The following is a 17,009-nucleotide window of genomic DNA, read 5'->3' as shown; positions in this document are numbered from 1 at the left end:
GTCTTTGGACGCACAAAAATATCAAAGCCTCACGAGTGAACACATAATGAAATTCATTATGACGTTTTACAGATGAGCACCGCTTAACTTGTTTAAGCAAATCAAACTTAAATTGAAGAGTTTGATCATGGCTCAGATTGAACGCTGGCGGCAGGCCTAACACATGCAAGTCGGACGGTAGCACAGAGGAGCTTGCTCCTTGGGTGACGAGTGGCGGACGGGTGAGTAATGTCTGGGGATCTGCCCGATAGAGGGGGATAACCACTGGAAACGGTGGCTAATACCGCATAACGTCGCAAGACCAAAGAGGGGGACCTTCGGGCCTCTCACTATCGGATGAACCCAGATGGGATTAGCTAGTAGGCGGGGTAATGGCCCACCTAGGCGACGATCCCTAGCTGGTCTGAGAGGATGACCAGCCACACTGGAACTGAGACACGGTCCAGACTCCTACGGGAGGCAGCAGTGGGGAATATTGCACAATGGGCGCAAGCCTGATGCAGCCATGCCGCGTGTATGAAGAAGGCCTTCGGGTTGTAAAGTACTTTCAGCGGGGAGGAAGGCGGTGCGGTTAATAACCGCGCCGATTGACGTTACCCGCAGAAGAAGCACCGGCTAACTCCGTGCCAGCAGCCGCGGTAATACGGAGGGTGCAAGCGTTAATCGGAATTACTGGGCGTAAAGCGCACGCAGGCGGTCTGTTAAGTCAGATGTGAAATCCCCGGGCTTAACCTGGGAACTGCATTTGAAACTGGCAGGCTTGAGTCTTGTAGAGGGGGGTAGAATTCCAGGTGTAGCGGTGAAATGCGTAGAGATCTGGAGGAATACCGGTGGCGAAGGCGGCCCCCTGGACAAAGACTGACGCTCAGGTGCGAAAGCGTGGGGAGCAAACAGGATTAGATACCCTGGTAGTCCACGCCGTAAACGATGTCGACTTGGAGGTTGTTCCCTTGAGGAGTGGCTTCCGGAGCTAACGCGTTAAGTCGACCGCCTGGGGAGTACGGCCGCAAGGTTAAAACTCAAATGAATTGACGGGGGCCCGCACAAGCGGTGGAGCATGTGGTTTAATTCGATGCAACGCGAAGAACCTTACCTACTCTTGACATCCACGGAATCTGGCAGAGATGCCTTAGTGCCTTCGGGAACCGTGAGACAGGTGCTGCATGGCTGTCGTCAGCTCGTGTTGTGAAATGTTGGGTTAAGTCCCGCAACGAGCGCAACCCTTATCCTTTGTTGCCAGCGATTCGGTCGGGAACTCAAAGGAGACTGCCGGTGATAAACCGGAGGAAGGTGGGGATGACGTCAAGTCATCATGGCCCTTACGAGTAGGGCTACACACGTGCTACAATGGCGCATACAAAGAGAAGCGACCTCGCGAGAGCAAGCGGACCTCACAAAGTGCGTCGTAGTCCGGATCGGAGTCTGCAACTCGACTCCGTGAAGTCGGAATCGCTAGTAATCGTGGATCAGAATGCCACGGTGAATACGTTCCCGGGCCTTGTACACACCGCCCGTCACACCATGGGAGTGGGTTGCAAAAGAAGTAGGTAGCTTAACCTTCGGGAGGGCGCTTACCACTTTGTGATTCATGACTGGGGTGAAGTCGTAACAAGGTAACCGTAGGGGAACCTGCGGTTGGATCACCTCCTTACCTGAAGATACCTTCCCGCGCAGTGTCCACACAGATTGTCTGATAGAAAATAACGAGCAAAGTGTCTTTCGAAGACAGACTTAATTGTCCCCTTCGTCTAGAGGCCCAGGACACCGCCCTTTCACGGCGGTAACAGGGGTTCGAATCCCCTAGGGGACGCCAAAGCTTGGTGACAGGTGAAAGATGTTGCCCACATATCTTAAAGATGACTTACGAGTCATGTTTAAGATATTGCTCTTTAACAATCCGGAACAAGCTGAAAATTGAAACGACGTGTCGCTTTCATTCTCCGTAATAAGAATGAAAAATGCGGCACGTTCGAGTCTCTCAAATCCCTGCAGTCTGCAGCGTTGCAAAACGCCTGTGGGTTGTGAGGTTAAGCGACTAAGCGTACACGGTGGATGCCCAGGCAGTCAGAGGCGATGAAGGACGTGCTAATCTGCGTAAAGCGACGGTAAGGTGATATGAACCGCTACAGCCGTCGATGTCCGAATGGGGAAACCCGGTGCACTCTGTGCATCATTGCAGCATGAATACATAGTGCTGCAAGGCGAACCGGGGGAACTGAAACATCTAAGTACCCCGAGGAAAAGAAATCAACCGAGATTCCCCCAGTAGCGGCGAGCGAACGGGGAGCAGCCCAGAGCCTGAATCAGCATGTGTGTTAGTGGAAGCGTCTGGAAAGTCGCAGGGTACAGGGTGATACTCCCGTACACAAAAGCACACGTGCTGTGAGCTCGATGAGTAAGGCGGGACACGTGGTATCCTGTCTGAATATGGGGGGACCATCCTCCAAGGCTAAATACTCCTGACTGACCGATAGTGAACCAGTACCGTGAGGGAAAGGCGAAAAGAACCCCGGCGAGGGGAGTGAAACAGAACCTGAAACCGTGTACGTACAAGCAGTGGGAGCCCTCTTTACGGGGGTGACTGCGTACCTTTTGTATAATGGGTCAGCGACTTATATTCTGTAGCAAGGTTAACCGTATAGGGGAGCCGCAGGGAAACCGAGTCTTAACTGGGCGTTAAGTTGCAGGGTATAGACCCGAAACCCGGTGATCTAGCCATGGGCAGGTTGAAGGTTGGGTAACACTAACTGGAGGACCGAACCGACTAATGTTGAAAAATTAGCGGATGACCTGTGGCTGGGGGTGAAAGGCCAATCAAACCGGGAGATAGCTGGTTCTCCCCGAAAGCTATTTAGGTAGCGCCTCGTGAATTCATCTCCGGGGGTAGAGCACTGTTTCGGCTAGGGGGCCATCCCGGCTTACCAACCCGATGCAAACTGCGAATACCGGAGAATGTTATCACGGGAGACACACGGCGGGTGCTAACGTCCGTCGTGAAGAGGGAAACAACCCAGACCGCCAGCTAAGGTCCCAAAGTCATGGTTAAGTGGGAAACGATGTGGGAAGGCACAGACAGCCAGGATGTTGGCTTAGAAGCAGCCATCATTTAAAGAAAGCGTAATAGCTCACTGGTCGAGTCGGCCTGCGCGGAAGATGTAACGGGGCTAAACCATGCACCGAAGCTGCGGCAGCGACACTTATGTGTTGTTGGGTAGGGGAGCGTTCTGTAAGCCGTCGAAGGTGTGCTGTGAGGCATGCTGGAGGTATCAGAAGTGCGAATGCTGACATAAGTAACGATAAAGCGGGTGAAAAGCCCGCTCGCCGGAAGACCAAGGGTTCCTGTTCAACGTTAATCGGAGCAGGGTGAGTCGACCCCTAAGGCGAGGCCGAAAGGCGTAGTCGATGGGAAACAGGTTAATATTCCTGTACTCGGTGTTACTGCGAAGGGGGGACGGAGAAGGCTATATCAGCCGGGCGACGGTTGTCCCGGTTTAAGCGTGTAGGCGGAGGGTCCAGGTAAATCCGGTCCCTTATTAACGCTGAGGCGTGACGACGAGGCACTACGGTGCTGAAGTGATAAATGCCCAGCTTCCAGGAAAAGCCTCTAAGCATCAGGTAACACAGAATCGTACCCCAAACCGACACAGGTGGTCAGGTAGAGAATACCAAGGCGCTTGAGAGAACTCGGGTGAAGGAACTAGGCAAAATGGTGCCGTAACTTCGGGAGAAGGCACGCTGGCGCGTAGGTGGAGGGACTTGCTCCCCGAGCCGAAGCCAGTCGAAGATACCAGCTGGCTGCAACTGTTTATTAAAAACACAGCACTGTGCAAACACGAAAGTGGACGTATACGGTGTGACGCCTGCCCGGTGCCGGAAGGTTAATTGATGGGGTTATCCGCAAGGAGAAGCTCTTGATCGAAGCCCCGGTAAACGGCGGCCGTAACTATAACGGTCCTAAGGTAGCGAAATTCCTTGTCGGGTAAGTTCCGACCTGCACGAATGGCGTAATGATGGCCAGGCTGTCTCCACCCGAGACTCAGTGAAATTGAACTCGCTGTGAAGATGCAGTGTACCCGCGGCAAGACGGAAAGACCCCGTGAACCTTTACTACAGCTTGACACTGAACATTGAGCCTTGATGTGTAGGATAGGTGGGAGGCTTTGAAGCGCGGACGCCAGTCTGCGTGGAGCCAACCTTGAAATACCACCCTTTAATGTTTGATGTTCTAACGTAGGCCCGTTATCCGGGCTGCGGACAGTGTCTGGTGGGTAGTTTGACTGGGGCGGTCTCCTCCTAAAGAGTAACGGAGGAGCACGAAGGTCAGCTAATCACGGTCGGACATCGTGAGGTTAGTGCAATGGCATAAGCTGGCTTGACTGCGAGAGTGACGGCTCGAGCAGGTGCGAAAGCAGGTCATAGTGATCCGGTGGTTCTGAATGGAAGGGCCATCGCTCAACGGATAAAAGGTACTCCGGGGATAACAGGCTGATACCGCCCAAGAGTTCATATCGACGGCGGTGTTTGGCACCTCGATGTCGGCTCATCACATCCTGGGGCTGAAGTAGGTCCCAAGGGTACGGCTGTTCGCCGTTTAAAGTGGTACGCGAGCTGGGTTTAGAACGTCGTGAGACAGTTCGGTCCCTATCTGCCGTGGGCGCTGGAGAATTGAGGGGGGTTGCTCCTAGTACGAGAGGACCGGAGTGAACGCACCACTGGTGTTCGGGTTGTCATGCCAATGGCACTGCCCGGTAGCTAAGTGCGGAAAAGATAAGTGCTGAAAGCATCTAAGCACGAAACTTGCCCCGAGATGAGTTCTCCCTGACTCCTTGAGAGTCCTGAAGGGACGTTGAAGACTACGACGTTGATAGGCCGGGTGTGTAAGCGCAGCGATGCGTTGAGCTAACCGGTACTAATGACCCGTGAGGCTTAACCTTACAACGCCAGAGGCGTTTTTGAGAGACACGATTTTCAGCCCTGTTCCGGATATTCTGCGTGGCCTTACGGGCGGCGCGGAGACAGAATTTGCCTGGCGGCTTTAGCGCGGTGGTCCCACCTGACCCCATGCCGAACTCAGAAGTGAAACGCCGTAGCGCCGATGGTAGTGTGGGGTCTCCCCATGCGAGAGTAGGGAACTGCCAGGCATCAAATTTAGTGTGCTGATATGGCTCAGTTGGTAGAGCGCACCCTTGGTAAGGGTGAGGTCCCCAGTTCGACTCTGGGTATCAGCACCAGTTAAGACACGAGTTCGGTAAATAAAAGAATTTGCCTGGCGGCTGTAGCGCGGTGGTCCCACCTGACCCCATGCCGAACTCAGAAGTGAAACGCCGTAGCGCCGATGGTAGTGTGGGGTCTCCCCATGCGAGAGTAGGGAACTGCCAGGCATCAAATAAGAGAGAGCCCTTCGCGTATGCGAAGGGCTTTTTTCGTTGTGGCAATCCGATAATCCGCACTAAAACTCCCTCATATCAGCCCGGTTTTCTGTGCCTTTATCACCGCATCGGCTCATTCAGCTGATTAAAGTGTATAAATGCCATAAAAAACCCGGCACCAGGCCGGGTGGTAAGATAACGGGGTCGGTAATCAGTGAATAACCTGCGATAAAAACGCCCGGGTACGCTCCGATTTTGGATTAGAAAAGAACTCCTGCGGTGGGGCAACTTCGACGATCTCACCCCGATCCATAAAGATCACCCGGTCAGCAACCGTTCGGGCAAAGCCCATTTCGTGGGTGACGCAAAGCATGGTCATCCCATCCTCCGCCAGACCAATCATCGTGTCCAGCACCTCTTTAACCATCTCCGGATCCAGCGCTGAGGTTGGCTCATCAAACAGCATAATTTTTGGTTTCATACAGAGTGAGCGAGCGATAGCGACGCGTTGCTGCTGTCCGCCGGAAAGCTGACCCGGAAACTTATGTGCATGCTCTGCAATGCGCACGCGTTGCAGATAGTGCATGGCCAGTTCATCCGCTTCCTTCTTTGGAATCTTTCTCACCCAGGAAGGTGCCAGCGTGCAGTTTTGCAAAACAGTCAGATGCGGGAAGAGATTGAAGTGCTGAAATACCATCCCCACTTCTGTGCGTACGCGCTCAATGTTACGTACGTCGTCATTAAGATGGATACCGTCAACAATAATGCGTCCCTGCTGATGCTCTTCCAGATGGTTGATGCAGCGGATCGTGGTCGATTTGCCGGAGCCGGAAGGGCCGCACAGCACGATGCGCTCACGGGGTTTAACCTGCAGGTTGATGTCTTTCAGTACGTGAAACTGCCCGTACCATTTATTCACGTTCTCAAGCGAAATCATCAACGCGTCGGAAGAGTGTGTTATAGAGTCAGTCATGTAAAACCTCAGTGCGATGTACGCCCGGTGTGAAAGCGCTTTTCCAGATACTGGCTGTAGCGCGACATGCTAAAACAGAAAATCCAATAGACCAGTGCAGCAAAGACATAACCTTCAGTCGACATGCCCAGCCAGGTTGGATCGACCGTTGCCTGCTGGACGCTGCTGAACAGATCGAAAAGACCAATGATGATGACCAGGCTGGTATCTTTAAACAGCGCGATGATGGTGTTAACCAGGCCAGGGATGGTGAGCTTCAGTGCCTGGGGAAGAATGACCAACATCTGCGTTTTCCAGTAGCCCAGCGCCAGCGATTCTGCAGCCTCATACTGACCCTTCGGTAATGCCTGCAGGCCACCGCGCACCACTTCCGCCACATAAGCAGACTGGAACAGGATCACACCGACCAGCGCACGTACCAGCTTGTCGATAGTCGTACCTTCAGACATAAACAGCGGCAGCATCACCGATGACATAAACAGCACGGTAATCAGCGGAACGCCGCGCCAGAACTCGATAAAGATAATCGACAGCGTACGCACAACCGGCATCCGTGAGCGACGGCCAAGCGCCAGCAGGATGCCCAGCGGCAGCGCACCAGCAATCCCCACCGACGCGATAATCAGCGTCAGCGTTAACCCGCCCCACTGACGTGTTTCCACACGTTCCAGTCCCAGATAGCCGCCATACAGCAGGAACCAGACAATCACCGGATAGATGACGGCCCAGGCCGCAATGTAGCGTCCACGGTAGGGCAGGCTTTTGAGGAACATCGGCACAATCGACAGCAGGCCAATCACCAGCGCCAGGTTAATACGCCAGCGCAGCTCATGTGGATAAAGCCCATACATGAACTGACCGAAACGAGCATGGATAAAGACCCAACAGGCACCTTCTTTAGTGCAATCGGCGCGTGTCGTACCGATCCAGTTAGCCTGAAAGATCAGCCAGTTCAGCGCAGGCGGAATGACGTGCCAGATGACCAAGATGCAAAACAGCGTCAGTAACGTATTAAACCAGCTGGAAAACAGATTCTTACGAGCCCAAAGCCAGGCGCGACTGACAGGCGTCGTCGGGATGGGGGGCGTTTCATGCGTAGTGACAGACATAGTTATCCCGTTCTCTTAACGCTCAACCAGCGCAATTTTGCGGTTGTAGAAGTTCATAAGCAGCGATATCAGCAGACTGATAATCAGGTAAACGCCCATTGTGATAGCAATTGTCTCAATAGCCTGACCGGTCTGATTCAGCACCGATCCCGCGAACAGCGACACCATATCGGGATAACCGATAGCAGCGGCCAGTGAGGAGTTCTTCACGATGTTCAGATACTGGCTGGTGAGCGGCGGAATAATGACGCGCATGGCCTGTGGAATAATCACCTGACGCAGCGTCACCGGATTCGGCAGACCCAGCGATCGTGCAGCTTCGTGCTGACCATGTGGCACCGACTGAATCCCGGATCGGATCACTTCAGCAATAAACGACGAGGTATAGATCGACAGTGCCAGCGTCAGTGCTGCCAGTTCCGGAATCATCACCGAGCCGCCACGGAAATTGAACCCGCGTAGTTGCGGCACATCCCAGTGCGTCGCTGCTCCAAACCCAAGGTGTGCAAGCAAAGGAAAGAGGATGAGCATTGCAACGGCTGCGGGCCATGTACGACGTAACTCACCGGTTTTCAGCTGATGCTGACGGTTAAAGCGGTACAGGCCATAGCTGACAGCCACGGCCAGCAGCAGTGCGATAACAAACGGCCAGCTGCCTGGTGCATAGGTTGGCCACGGGACGTAGAGTCCGCGATTGCTGACATAGGCCAGGTCGAACGCATTCAGCGCCTGACGTGGGCCTGGCAGATTGCGTAATACCGCGAAGTACCAGAAGAAGATTTGCAGCAGAGGGGGGATATTACGGAAGGTTTCGATATAGATATTCGAGAGTTTCCGCAGCAGCCAGTTGTCAGAAAGACGGGCAAGACCGACCGCAAAGCCGAGAATTGACGCAAAAACAATACAGAGTGCAGAAACCAACAGCGTGTTGGTTAATCCGACCAGAAACACGCGTGCGTAGGTATCTCCCTCCGTGTACTCTATCAGATGCTGAACGATGCCGAAGCCGGCAGTGCGCTCAAGAAATCCAAACCCTGATGTAATGCCGCGATTGGCGAGGTTAATGATGGTGTTATGTACCAGATAACCCACCACACCAAGCACCGCGACGACGGCGATGAACTGATAAATCCAGGCGCGAACCGTGGGATTACCAAATGAAAAATCCCTTTTCACGGTTGGGCGTTGTGACATGTTGAAACCTCAGTAACGAAAGCCGGGGTAGGGCACCGCAGAATACGGTGCCCGATTGGTGAGGTCTGTTAACGTACCGGTGGTGCGTATTGAATCCCGCCCTGGTTCCACAACGCATTCTGACCGCGCGCGATCTTCAGTGCACTGTCTTTACCGACGTTGCGGTCAAAGCTTTCCTGATAGTTGCCGACCTGTTTGATGATGTTGTAGGCCCACTTATTATCCAGCTTCAGATCTTTACCAAAATCACCCTCAGCACCCAGCAGATGCGCCATATCTGGCGTGGTCGGCTTAGCTGTCATCTGATCAACGTTCTTCGAGTTGATGCCCATCTCTTCGGCATTCAGCATGGCGTAAAGCGACCATTTGACGATGGTGAACCAGTCATCATCGCCACGACGCACCAGCGGTCCCAGCGGCTCTTTGGAGATCACTTCTGGCAGGACGATAAACTCGTCAGGTTTGCCGAGCTTAATACGCAAGGCATAAAGCTGAGACTGATCGGACGCCAGCGTATCGCAGCGACCGCTGTCCAGCGCCTTAGCAGATTCGTCAGAGCGATCAAAGGTCACCGGCGTATATTGCATTTTGTTGGCTTTGAAGAAGTCTGCCACGTTCAGCTCGGTGTCGGTTCCAGCCTGAATACAGACGGTGGCACCATCCAGCTCTTTCGCACTTTTAAGTCCGGCTTTCTGGTGAGTCAGGAAGCCGATGCCGTCGTAATAGTTCACGCCCGCAAACAGGAAGCCCATGCCGCCATCACGCGATGAGGTCCAGGTGGTGTTACGTGAAAGTACATCCACTTCGCCTGACTGCAGCGCGGTAAAACGCTCTTTCGCGGTCAGCGGGGTGTATTTCACTTTGGTCGCATCGCCGAATACCGCGGCAGCAGCAGCACGACACACATCCACATCGATACCGGTAAACTTGCCGCCAGCATCTGCATAGGAGAAGCCCGGCAGGCCGTCACTGATACCACATTGAACAAAACCTTTTTTCTTAATCGCATCCAGTGTGGTGCCTGCGTGTGCCTGCTGAGCAATGGCAACCAGCGAGGCGGCAGCGATCAGCGTAGAGAGCATCATCTTTTTCATAAAGCATCCTGTGTGGCGGGATCATGTTGTTATGTTTGCGCACTTTAGTGTGCGTTTTTCCTGTCTGTGGCGGTCAGCCATTCACGACTCTGCAAAGCTGATGCCAGGTTTGCAGGATCCTGAATTCGTATGAAAGAACGGTTAATAATCAGAAGCACCTGGAAAGTTTCGCTAATATGGCGCACCAAAAGGAAGCAATGCGAGTCGACCCGATCACATTTAGTGCAAATAGTTTCACTAGATGAGAGCAGTGTGAGCGCTCGCTCAGGCAGAAATGTATGAAAGGAAGGCGTTACTTTTTTATGCGCAGGAAGTCACATGCCCAGCAGTGGCGGGCACAGGCAGCAAGACGGGCGACAGAACATTACTTAAATCAAATCCAGGCGGACAAAAGCGAGAAGGTGAAATATCACACCAGCGATTGCAACTATAGTTACCATACGGCAGGCAACTGTTTCACGCTTCCTGCCGTTACTTTGTGCGATGACGCACAAATAAAAACGCCAGCCCGAAGGCTGGCGTGATTAACAGACAGAACTAAAAATCAGTTCATGCCGTATTTTTTCAATTTCTTACGCAGCGTACCGCGGTTGATACCCATCATCAGGGCAGCACGGGTCTGGTTGCCACGGGTATACTGCATCACCATGTCCAACAGAGGCTGCTCGACTTCAGCCAAAACCAGCTCATACAGGTCGCTCACATCCTGACCATTCAGTTGAGCAAAATAGTTCTTCAGTGCCTGTTTAACCGAATCACGCAAAGGTTTTTGAGTTACCTGATCCTGTGAGTTAACGGTAGAAACGGTCAGTACGTCAGAATTTACGCGTTGTTCGAACATAGTTCTTTCAGCTCTTTATTTCGTTACGCAAGATTTTCGAAGTATGCCTCCAACGCCTCCAGCTGTTCGCTGGCATCCTCTATGGCGTTGAATGTGCGCCGAAACTGGTCATTCGGGGCGTGCTCCTGCAGGTACCAGGAGACGTGCTTTCGCGCTATACGGTATCCCTTGCCTGAACCGTAAAAGTCGTGCAGCTCACGTATATGCGAAACAAGCAAGCGCTTGACCTCTGCCATCGGCAGCGGGGCAAGCAACTCCCCAGTGTCCAGATAATGCTGGATTTCCCGGAAGATCCACGGTCTTCCCTGAGCAGCGCGTCCTATCATCAGAGCATCGGCCCCTGTATAGTCGAGCACCGCTCTGGCTTTATGCGGGTCAGTTATGTCTCCATTCGCGATAATCGGAATGGAGACACTCTGCTTAACTGTCCGAATGCTGTCATACTCAGCTTCTCCGTTGAACAGGCAGGCACGAGTGCGACCATGTATCGTCAGAGCCTGTATACCGCAGCGTTCAGCCAATTGGGCAATCGCGACACAGTTCCTGTTTTCAGGATCCCAGCCAGTACGAATTTTCAGCGTGACCGGCACGTTCACTGCATTAACCACTGCGGAGAGAATGGACTCCACCACGGTGGGATATTGCAATAAGGCTGAACCCGCCATTTTGCGGTTAACCTTCTTGGCAGGGCATCCCATATTAATGTCGATGACCTGTGCACCAGCCTCGACATTAATGCGTGCAGCTTGCGCCATTTCACTGGGATCGCAACCGGCAATTTGCACGGCGCGAATGCCTGGCTCATCACTGTGAACCATACGTAATCGAGATTTGTCGCTAGCCCAGACTTCCGGGTTAGAAGACAGCATCTCAGAAACTGCCATGCCTGCACCCATTTCGTGACACAGCGTCCTGAACGGCCTGTCGGTAATACCGGCCATCGGTGCTGCAATCAGTCGATTTCTCAGCTGGAGGTTTCCAATACGCATGAAGTCAGAATGGCCATACTGTGTCTGCAAGGCGGCGTATATTACGCATTTTTGCAGGAAGATGAAAGGCCAAACTTTGAACAATCAGCAAGAAAGATCAATGAAATCCGGATGATGATCGATGCTATTCATTATTATTATTAAATAACAATGATTTAGCTATTTATGCTGAAATTGTGAGCAAAAGTTTTTCCAGAAAAGTACGTCAATTCGCCAGATAAAAAACGTCACATGCCGTGATTAACGATACAAGCATCCATTTCAAATCGGGAAAGCCCGCAACTTACGCTACGGGTTGGCTGAATATTCTGTTAAGCCGCTTTGTTACGACGACGGCGATATCAGTGCAAACGGACAAACGCAAAAATCAGGATTTAATCCCGGTAATCCGGCACCATTCCTCTTTAACCGCAACCGGGTCGAGCGTGAACGCGCTGACATACGCTTCGCAGACGCTCTCTGCCTGGCTCTCTAACACGCCCGAGAGGCCCAGATGACCGCCAGACTTCGGCAGTACACCGATCAGCGGGGCCAGTTCACGTAGCGGGCCGGCCAGGATATTGGCCACCACCACATCAGCCTGCAGATTTTCGGGTTGCTGGTGGGGCAGATAGAGCGACAGGCGATCGGAGACGCCGTTGCGCTCAGCATTATCCCGGCTGGCCTGAATAGCCTGCGGATCGATATCAATCCCGATCGCCTGAGCCGCGCCCAGCTTCAGTGCGGCGATCGCCAGGATCCCCGAACCACAGCCGAAATCGATCACCGTTTTGCCTTCCAGATCCAGCCCATCGAGCCAGGTCAGGCAGAGCGAGGTGGTGGGATGGGTGCCGGTGCCAAACGCCAGGCCGGGATCCAGCATGACGTTGACGGCATCAGGATCCGGCACATCACGCCAGCTCGGACAGATCCAGAGACGTTCGCCGAAGCGCATCGGGTGGAAGTTCTCCATCCATTCGCGCTCCCAGTCTTTATCCTCGATCTGCTCGATCCGGTGACGAAAACCGTCTCCCAGCAGCGGATGTTGTGTCAGTTCGGTAGTAATCAGGACCATATCCGTTTCTGCATCGAACAGGCCGATAACGTCGGTATCGCCCCACAGGCGCGTTTCGCCTGGCAGCGGCTCATACACCGGCGTGTCGTTGGTATCCTGAAAGGTGACTGAAACCGCACCGATCTCCATCAGCGCATCGCTCAGCGTTTCCGCATGTTCACCTGAGCTGTTAATTTTGATTTGAATCCACGGCATAACGTCTCTCTTTCCGTCAATGTTGCGGCGCGTCCGCCACGTGCGGCGCGCGTCCAAACAGGTTACCCACCAGAAATGCCAGCAGGCTTAAAAGCAGGGAGGGCACGATAGGGTGAAAACCCAGAATCTGCAGGTTAAGGCTCGCCATAAAAGCGTAGCAGCCTCCACCCACTACCATGCCGGTGATGGCGCCTGCGGCATTGGCACGTTCCCAGTAGAGGCCGAGAACCAGCGGCCAGAGGAAAACCGCCTCCAGGCCGCCAAATGCCAGCAGGTTGAGCCAGATAATCATATCGGGCGGATTCCAGGCCGCAATCAGCAGCAGGATACCCAGTGCGAAGGTAATGGTGCCAGATAACAGCCGCAGTCGCGTCTCATTTTCCAGCTGCTGCGGGGCGATACGCAGGTAGAGATCTTTAATCAGCGTGGCTGAAGCCTGTAACAGCTGGGCATTGATGGTCGACATAATTGCGGCCATCGGGGCCGCCAGGAACAGCCCGGCCGCTAACGGTGGCAGAACAGTAATCATCAGTGTCGGAATAACGCTATCCGGCACGGCCAGATTCGGCAGTACCGCGCGGCCCAGCGCACCGGCCAGATGCATGCCCAGCATCAATACCACTACGACAATGGTGCCCAGAATAATGGCCCGATGGACGGCCTTACTGTCTTTATAAGAGATACAGCGCACCGCCGTATGCGGCAGGCCAATCACCCCAAAGCAGACCAGCACGACGAACGAACTGAGGAAGGTTGGCGTAATAATCTCGCCCGGCCCCTGAGGGGACAGCAGAGCCGGATCGATGTCGTGCAGTTTCTGCACCGCCGTACTCAGGCCACCTGCCTGATGAATCACTGCGAATAGCAGCAGAAAGGTGCCAATCAGCATCACAATGCCCTGCATGGCGTCGTTGAGCACGCTGGCACGGAATCCACCGAACGCGGTATAGAGCGCGATTGTGCCACCAAAAATCAGCAGGCCGGTGTCATAAGGAATGCCAGCGGCGGTTTCGAGCAGCCGCGCACCGCCAATAAACTGCACCGTCATGGCACCGATAAAGGCAATCAGCAGACTCAGACTCGCCAGCCAGATCAGCAGCGGGCTTTGATAGCGGGCATAGAGCATATCATTCAGCGTCACCGCATTGTGCTTACGTGCCAGAATGGCAAACTTTTTCCCCAGCACACCCAGCGATAGCCAGACGGCGGGCACCTGCACCATTGCCAGCAATACCCAGCCCAGTCCATATTTGTAGGCGGCACCGGGACCCCCAATAAATGAGCTGGCGCTGATATAGGTGGTAGTGAGCGTCATCGCCAGCACAAACCCGCCCATGGAGCGGCTGCCAAGGAAGTATTCAGTGAGGAAGCTGCCTTCGCGCTTTTTACGGACGGCAAACACCGACAGCGCGGCAATCAACACCAGATAAATCAGTAACGGCAGGATAATTTCATTGTTCACTTTTATCCTCCAGCGGCATGTCGCGGAAAATCACCCGCACCATCATCCAGCACAGAAAAATGAACAACAGGGGAGCAAACAGGCAGGAGAGTTCAAACCAGCGCGGCAGGCCGGTAACACCGATTGCATTGCCACCCAACCAGGCAGAGAGCCCCCAGGCAGCGAGCCAGAGCAGGGTGAGGTAAAGCGACCAGCGCGCCTCTTTATGTGCCTGTATAAAACGAGCATCCATGATTCAACCTTAACGCCAGCGGCAAAAGAAAAAGGCCGGATTAACCGGCCTCAGACTGACTCAGCGTTGCGATTATTTCTCGTGCAAGCCGAGTTTTTTCTCCAGATAGTGGATATTGGTTCCACCGTGCTGGAAGTTTTCGTCGGACATGATTTTCATCTGCAGTTCAACGTTGGTTTTGATACCGTCGATAATCAGTTCCGCCAGCGCATTTTTCATGCGAGCGATAGCCACGTCACGCGTTTCGCCATAGGTGATCAGCTTGCCGATCATGGAGTCGTAATAAGGCGGTACGGTGTAGCCTGAGTAAATATGCGACTCCCAGCGCACGCCAAAACCGCCTGGCGCGTGGAAGCGGGTGATTTTACCCGGGCTTGGCAGGAAGGTGACTGGATCTTCAGCGTTGATACGGCACTCGACCGCATGTCCGCGAATGATCACATCTTCCTGTTTAATTGACAGTGGCTGACCGGCAGCAATACGCAGTTGCTCTTTGATCAGGTCCACACCGGTGATCATCTCGGTTACCGGATGTTCTACCTGAATACGGGTGTTCATCTCAATGAAGTAGAACTCACCGTTTTCGTACAGGAACTCAAAGGTACCTGCGCCGCGATAGCCAATCTCAATACAGGCCTGGGAACAGCGGTTGCCGATAAAGCGACGCTGTTCTTCTGTGATGCCTGGGCCTGGCGCTTCTTCGACAACTTTCTGATGACGACGCTGCATGGAGCAGTCACGTTCGCCCAGATAGATCGCGTTGCCCTGACCGTCAGCCAGTACCTGAATCTCGATGTGGCGCGGGTTCTCCAGATACTTCTCCATGTAAACCATGTCGTTGTTAAAAGCCGCTTTGGCTTCCGCTTTTGTCATGTTGATGGATTCTTCCAGATCTTTGTCGCCGCGCACTACGCGCATACCACGACCGCCGCCGCCGCCAGACGCTTTGATGATGACCGGATAACCGATGCGCTTGGCAAAGGCACGGTTTTTTTCCATATCATCCGTCAGCGAACCGTCAGAACCGGGTACGGTCGGGACGCCGGCTTTCTTCATCGCATTGATTGCAGAAACTTTGTCACCCATCAGGCGAATGGTGTCTGCTTTCGGGCCGATAAAGATAAAGCCGGAGCGCTCAACCTGCTCAGCAAAATCGGCATTCTCAGAGAGGAAGCCGTAGCCGGGGTGAATCGCCACCGCGCCGGTGATCTCTGCTGCAGAGATCAGCGCCGGGATGTTGAGGTAACTTTTGACTGACTGCGCCGGGCCGATGCAGACGGTTTCGTCTGCCAGCAGCACATGCTTCAGGTCACGATCCGCGCTTGAGTGTACCGCAACAGTCTTGATGCCCAGTTCTTTACAGGCACGCAGAATGCGCAGTGCGATCTCACCACGGTTAGCAATAACAATTTTATCCAGCATGATCTGCCCCGTTACTCGATGATAACCAGTGGCTCGTCAAATTCGACCGGCTGACCGCTTTCAACCAGGATAGCTTTCACCACGCCTGATTTGTCAGCTTCGATCTGGTTCATCATTTTCATAGCTTCGACGATGCACAGGGTATCGCCGGCATTCACTTTCTGGCCAACTTCCACAAAGGCTTTCGCATCCGGGCTCGGCGTACGGTAGAAGGTACCTACCATTGGTGAACGCACGATGTGACCGCTGATTTCAGCCGGTGCCGCTTCGGCAACGGCTGCAACAGGGGCAACGGCTGTCGCCAGAGCAGGCTGTTGAACCGGCGCAGCGTAAGCCTGCTGCATCATCGGGTAACCCACGTTTGCAGGTGCACGACTGATGCGAACGGACTCTTCACCTTCAGAGATTTCCAGCTCAGAAATGCCAGACTCTTCAACCAGTTCGATCAGTTTTTTAATTTTACGAATATCCATGAGTGGGGTTCCGTACTCAGTTTGATTAATTAGTTTGAGACAGGCGTTTTACTGCCGTTTGTAAAGCCCATGTGTAGCCGTCAGCGCCAAGCCCACAGATCACGCCAGCAGAAACATCAGAAAGATAGGAGTGATGACGGAAGGGCTCGCGGGCATGCACATTTGAGAGATGAACCTCGATAAACGGTATTTCTACCGCCAGCAGGGCATCACGCAGTGCGACACTGGTATGGGTAAACGCGGCAGGATTAATGATGATGTAATCCACATTGCCTTTGGCCTCATGAATGCGATCAATCAGCTGAAATTCAGCATTGGTTTGCAGGTGGCTCAACTCCACATTCAACTGGTCTGCCTGACGCGTCAAATCGTCAACGATCTGACTCAGCGTGGTATGACCATACTTCTCAGGTTCACGTGTTCCCAACAGATTCAGGTTGGGCCCGTTTAAAAGCAGAATATGTAATTTATGCGCCATCGTGCTGCCATCTCCCGCAATCATTGAGGCATCGCGTAAAATACCTTGCGAATCTTCATTTGTCACCTTTCAGGCTGAAAAAGAAGACCCGACGAGCAATAAAGCCGGGCATTATATCCGTTTC

Annotated in this window: 12 protein-coding genes, 2 tRNA genes and 4 rRNA genes; 6 read left to right on the top strand and 12 right to left on the bottom strand. The window is 53.4% G+C overall.

Annotation, left to right across the window (positions count from 1 at the left end):
- Nucleotides 1-109: 109 nt before the first annotated feature.
- From AC6I8J_RS16595 to rrf (AC6I8J_RS16570), 6 genes are all read left to right on the top strand, one after another.
- Nucleotides 110-1,651 (top strand): 16S ribosomal RNA (locus AC6I8J_RS16595).
- An 86-nt stretch (nucleotides 1,652-1,737) separates the two neighbouring features.
- Nucleotides 1,738-1,813, top strand: a tRNA-Glu gene (locus tag AC6I8J_RS16590).
- A gap of 212 nt (nucleotides 1,814-2,025) precedes the next feature.
- Nucleotides 2,026-4,934 (top strand): 23S ribosomal RNA (locus tag AC6I8J_RS16585).
- Between the two features lie 91 nt (nucleotides 4,935-5,025).
- Nucleotides 5,026-5,141, top strand: a 5S ribosomal RNA gene (rrf, locus tag AC6I8J_RS16580).
- Between the two features lie 14 nt (nucleotides 5,142-5,155).
- Nucleotides 5,156-5,231: transfer RNA gene (locus tag AC6I8J_RS16575), tRNA-Thr, on the top strand.
- A gap of 34 nt (nucleotides 5,232-5,265) precedes the next feature.
- A 5S ribosomal RNA gene (rrf, locus tag AC6I8J_RS16570) occupies nucleotides 5,266-5,381 on the top strand.
- The 16S, 23S and 5S rRNA genes sit together here with 2 tRNA genes alongside, the layout of an rRNA operon.
- A 199-nt stretch (nucleotides 5,382-5,580) precedes the next feature.
- On the opposite strand, the gene AC6I8J_RS16565 is transcribed toward rrf (AC6I8J_RS16570), so the two are convergent.
- The 12 genes from AC6I8J_RS16565 to aroQ all read right to left on the bottom strand — a co-directional run bounded on the left by AC6I8J_RS16565 (nucleotide 5,581) and on the right by aroQ (nucleotide 16,885).
- The gene (locus AC6I8J_RS16565) at nucleotides 5,581-6,342 is read right to left on the bottom strand and encodes an amino acid ABC transporter ATP-binding protein (RefSeq protein ID WP_161735976.1); all 762 of its coding nucleotides are present in this window, start codon (nucleotides 6,340-6,342) and stop codon (nucleotides 5,581-5,583) included.
- A gap of 8 nt (nucleotides 6,343-6,350) precedes the next feature.
- Nucleotides 6,351-7,451, bottom strand: a complete 1,101-nt coding sequence (locus tag AC6I8J_RS16560; protein ID WP_497825581.1) for an amino acid ABC transporter permease — start codon at nucleotides 7,449-7,451, stop codon at nucleotides 6,351-6,353.
- Between the two features lie 15 nt (nucleotides 7,452-7,466).
- Nucleotides 7,467-8,645 (bottom strand): amino acid ABC transporter permease, encoded by a 1,179-nt coding sequence (locus AC6I8J_RS16555; protein ID WP_033784127.1) that lies wholly within the window; start codon nucleotides 8,643-8,645, stop codon nucleotides 7,467-7,469.
- A gap of 68 nt (nucleotides 8,646-8,713) precedes the next feature.
- A complete protein-coding gene (locus tag AC6I8J_RS16550) occupies nucleotides 8,714-9,739 on the bottom strand; it encodes an amino acid ABC transporter substrate-binding protein (protein ID WP_013359218.1) in 1,026 nt (341 codons plus the stop codon).
- Between the two features lie 544 nt (nucleotides 9,740-10,283).
- On the bottom strand, nucleotides 10,284-10,580 hold the full coding sequence (fis, locus tag AC6I8J_RS16545; protein ID WP_003855228.1) for a DNA-binding transcriptional regulator Fis: 297 nt from the start codon (nucleotides 10,578-10,580) through the stop codon (nucleotides 10,284-10,286).
- Nucleotides 10,581-10,603: 23 nt separating this feature from the next.
- On the bottom strand, nucleotides 10,604-11,569 hold the full coding sequence (gene dusB / locus AC6I8J_RS16540) for a tRNA dihydrouridine synthase DusB (RefSeq protein WP_031592707.1): 966 nt from the start codon (nucleotides 11,567-11,569) through the stop codon (nucleotides 10,604-10,606).
- 367 nt (nucleotides 11,570-11,936) lie between these two features.
- Nucleotides 11,937-12,818 carry a 50S ribosomal protein L11 methyltransferase gene (gene prmA, locus AC6I8J_RS16535; protein ID WP_260060210.1) on the bottom strand — a complete coding sequence of 294 codons (882 nt, stop codon included), beginning with the start codon at nucleotides 12,816-12,818 and terminating at the stop codon, nucleotides 11,937-11,939.
- A 16-nt stretch (nucleotides 12,819-12,834) separates the two neighbouring features.
- A complete protein-coding gene (panF, locus tag AC6I8J_RS16530; RefSeq protein WP_260060209.1) occupies nucleotides 12,835-14,280 on the bottom strand; it encodes a sodium/pantothenate symporter in 1,446 nt (481 codons plus the stop codon).
- On the bottom strand, nucleotides 14,270-14,512 hold the full coding sequence (locus tag AC6I8J_RS16525) for a YhdT family protein (protein ID WP_260060208.1): 243 nt from the start codon (nucleotides 14,510-14,512) through the stop codon (nucleotides 14,270-14,272). The genes panF and AC6I8J_RS16525 overlap by 11 nt, the downstream gene beginning before the upstream one ends.
- Before the next feature lie 72 nt (nucleotides 14,513-14,584).
- Nucleotides 14,585-15,934, bottom strand: a complete 1,350-nt coding sequence (gene accC / locus AC6I8J_RS16520; protein WP_013359213.1) for an acetyl-CoA carboxylase biotin carboxylase subunit — start codon at nucleotides 15,932-15,934, stop codon at nucleotides 14,585-14,587.
- Between the two features lie 11 nt (nucleotides 15,935-15,945).
- Entirely contained in the window at nucleotides 15,946-16,407 is a 462-nt protein-coding gene (gene accB / locus AC6I8J_RS16515) for an acetyl-CoA carboxylase biotin carboxyl carrier protein (RefSeq protein WP_013359212.1), read from the bottom strand.
- A gap of 25 nt (nucleotides 16,408-16,432) precedes the next feature.
- On the bottom strand, nucleotides 16,433-16,885 hold the full coding sequence (gene aroQ, locus AC6I8J_RS16510; RefSeq protein ID WP_033734740.1) for a type II 3-dehydroquinate dehydratase: 453 nt from the start codon (nucleotides 16,883-16,885) through the stop codon (nucleotides 16,433-16,435).
- Nucleotides 16,886-17,009 lie beyond the last annotated feature (124 nt).

Source organism: Pantoea sp. X-Soil-ISGK-355 (assembly GCF_059730805.1).
This window is presented reverse-complemented; position numbering and strand designations above follow the sequence as displayed.

Coding starts and splice junctions, on each gene's coding strand:
- fis (WP_003855228.1), bottom strand. CDS start 10,580: ATGTTCGAACAACGCGTAAATTCTGACGTACTGACCGTTTCTACCGTT.
- aroQ (WP_033734740.1), bottom strand. CDS start 16,885: ATGGCGCATAAATTACATATTCTGCTTTTAAACGGGCCCAACCTGAAT.
- AC6I8J_RS16550 (WP_013359218.1), bottom strand. CDS start 9,739: ATGAAAAAGATGATGCTCTCTACGCTGATCGCTGCCGCCTCGCTGGTT.
- AC6I8J_RS16555 (WP_033784127.1), bottom strand. CDS start 8,645: ATGTCACAACGCCCAACCGTGAAAAGGGATTTTTCATTTGGTAATCCC.
- AC6I8J_RS16565 (WP_161735976.1), bottom strand. CDS start 6,342: ATGACTGACTCTATAACACACTCTTCCGACGCGTTGATGATTTCGCTT.
- accB (WP_013359212.1), bottom strand. CDS start 16,407: ATGGATATTCGTAAAATTAAAAAACTGATCGAACTGGTTGAAGAGTCT.
- prmA (WP_260060210.1), bottom strand. CDS start 12,818: ATGCCGTGGATTCAAATCAAAATTAACAGCTCAGGTGAACATGCGGAA.
- AC6I8J_RS16525 (WP_260060208.1), bottom strand. CDS start 14,512: ATGGATGCTCGTTTTATACAGGCACATAAAGAGGCGCGCTGGTCGCTT.
- dusB (WP_031592707.1), bottom strand. CDS start 11,569: ATGCGTATTGGAAACCTCCAGCTGAGAAATCGACTGATTGCAGCACCG.
- accC (WP_013359213.1), bottom strand. CDS start 15,934: ATGCTGGATAAAATTGTTATTGCTAACCGTGGTGAGATCGCACTGCGC.
- AC6I8J_RS16560 (WP_497825581.1), bottom strand. CDS start 7,451: ATGTCTGTCACTACGCATGAAACGCCCCCCATCCCGACGACGCCTGTC.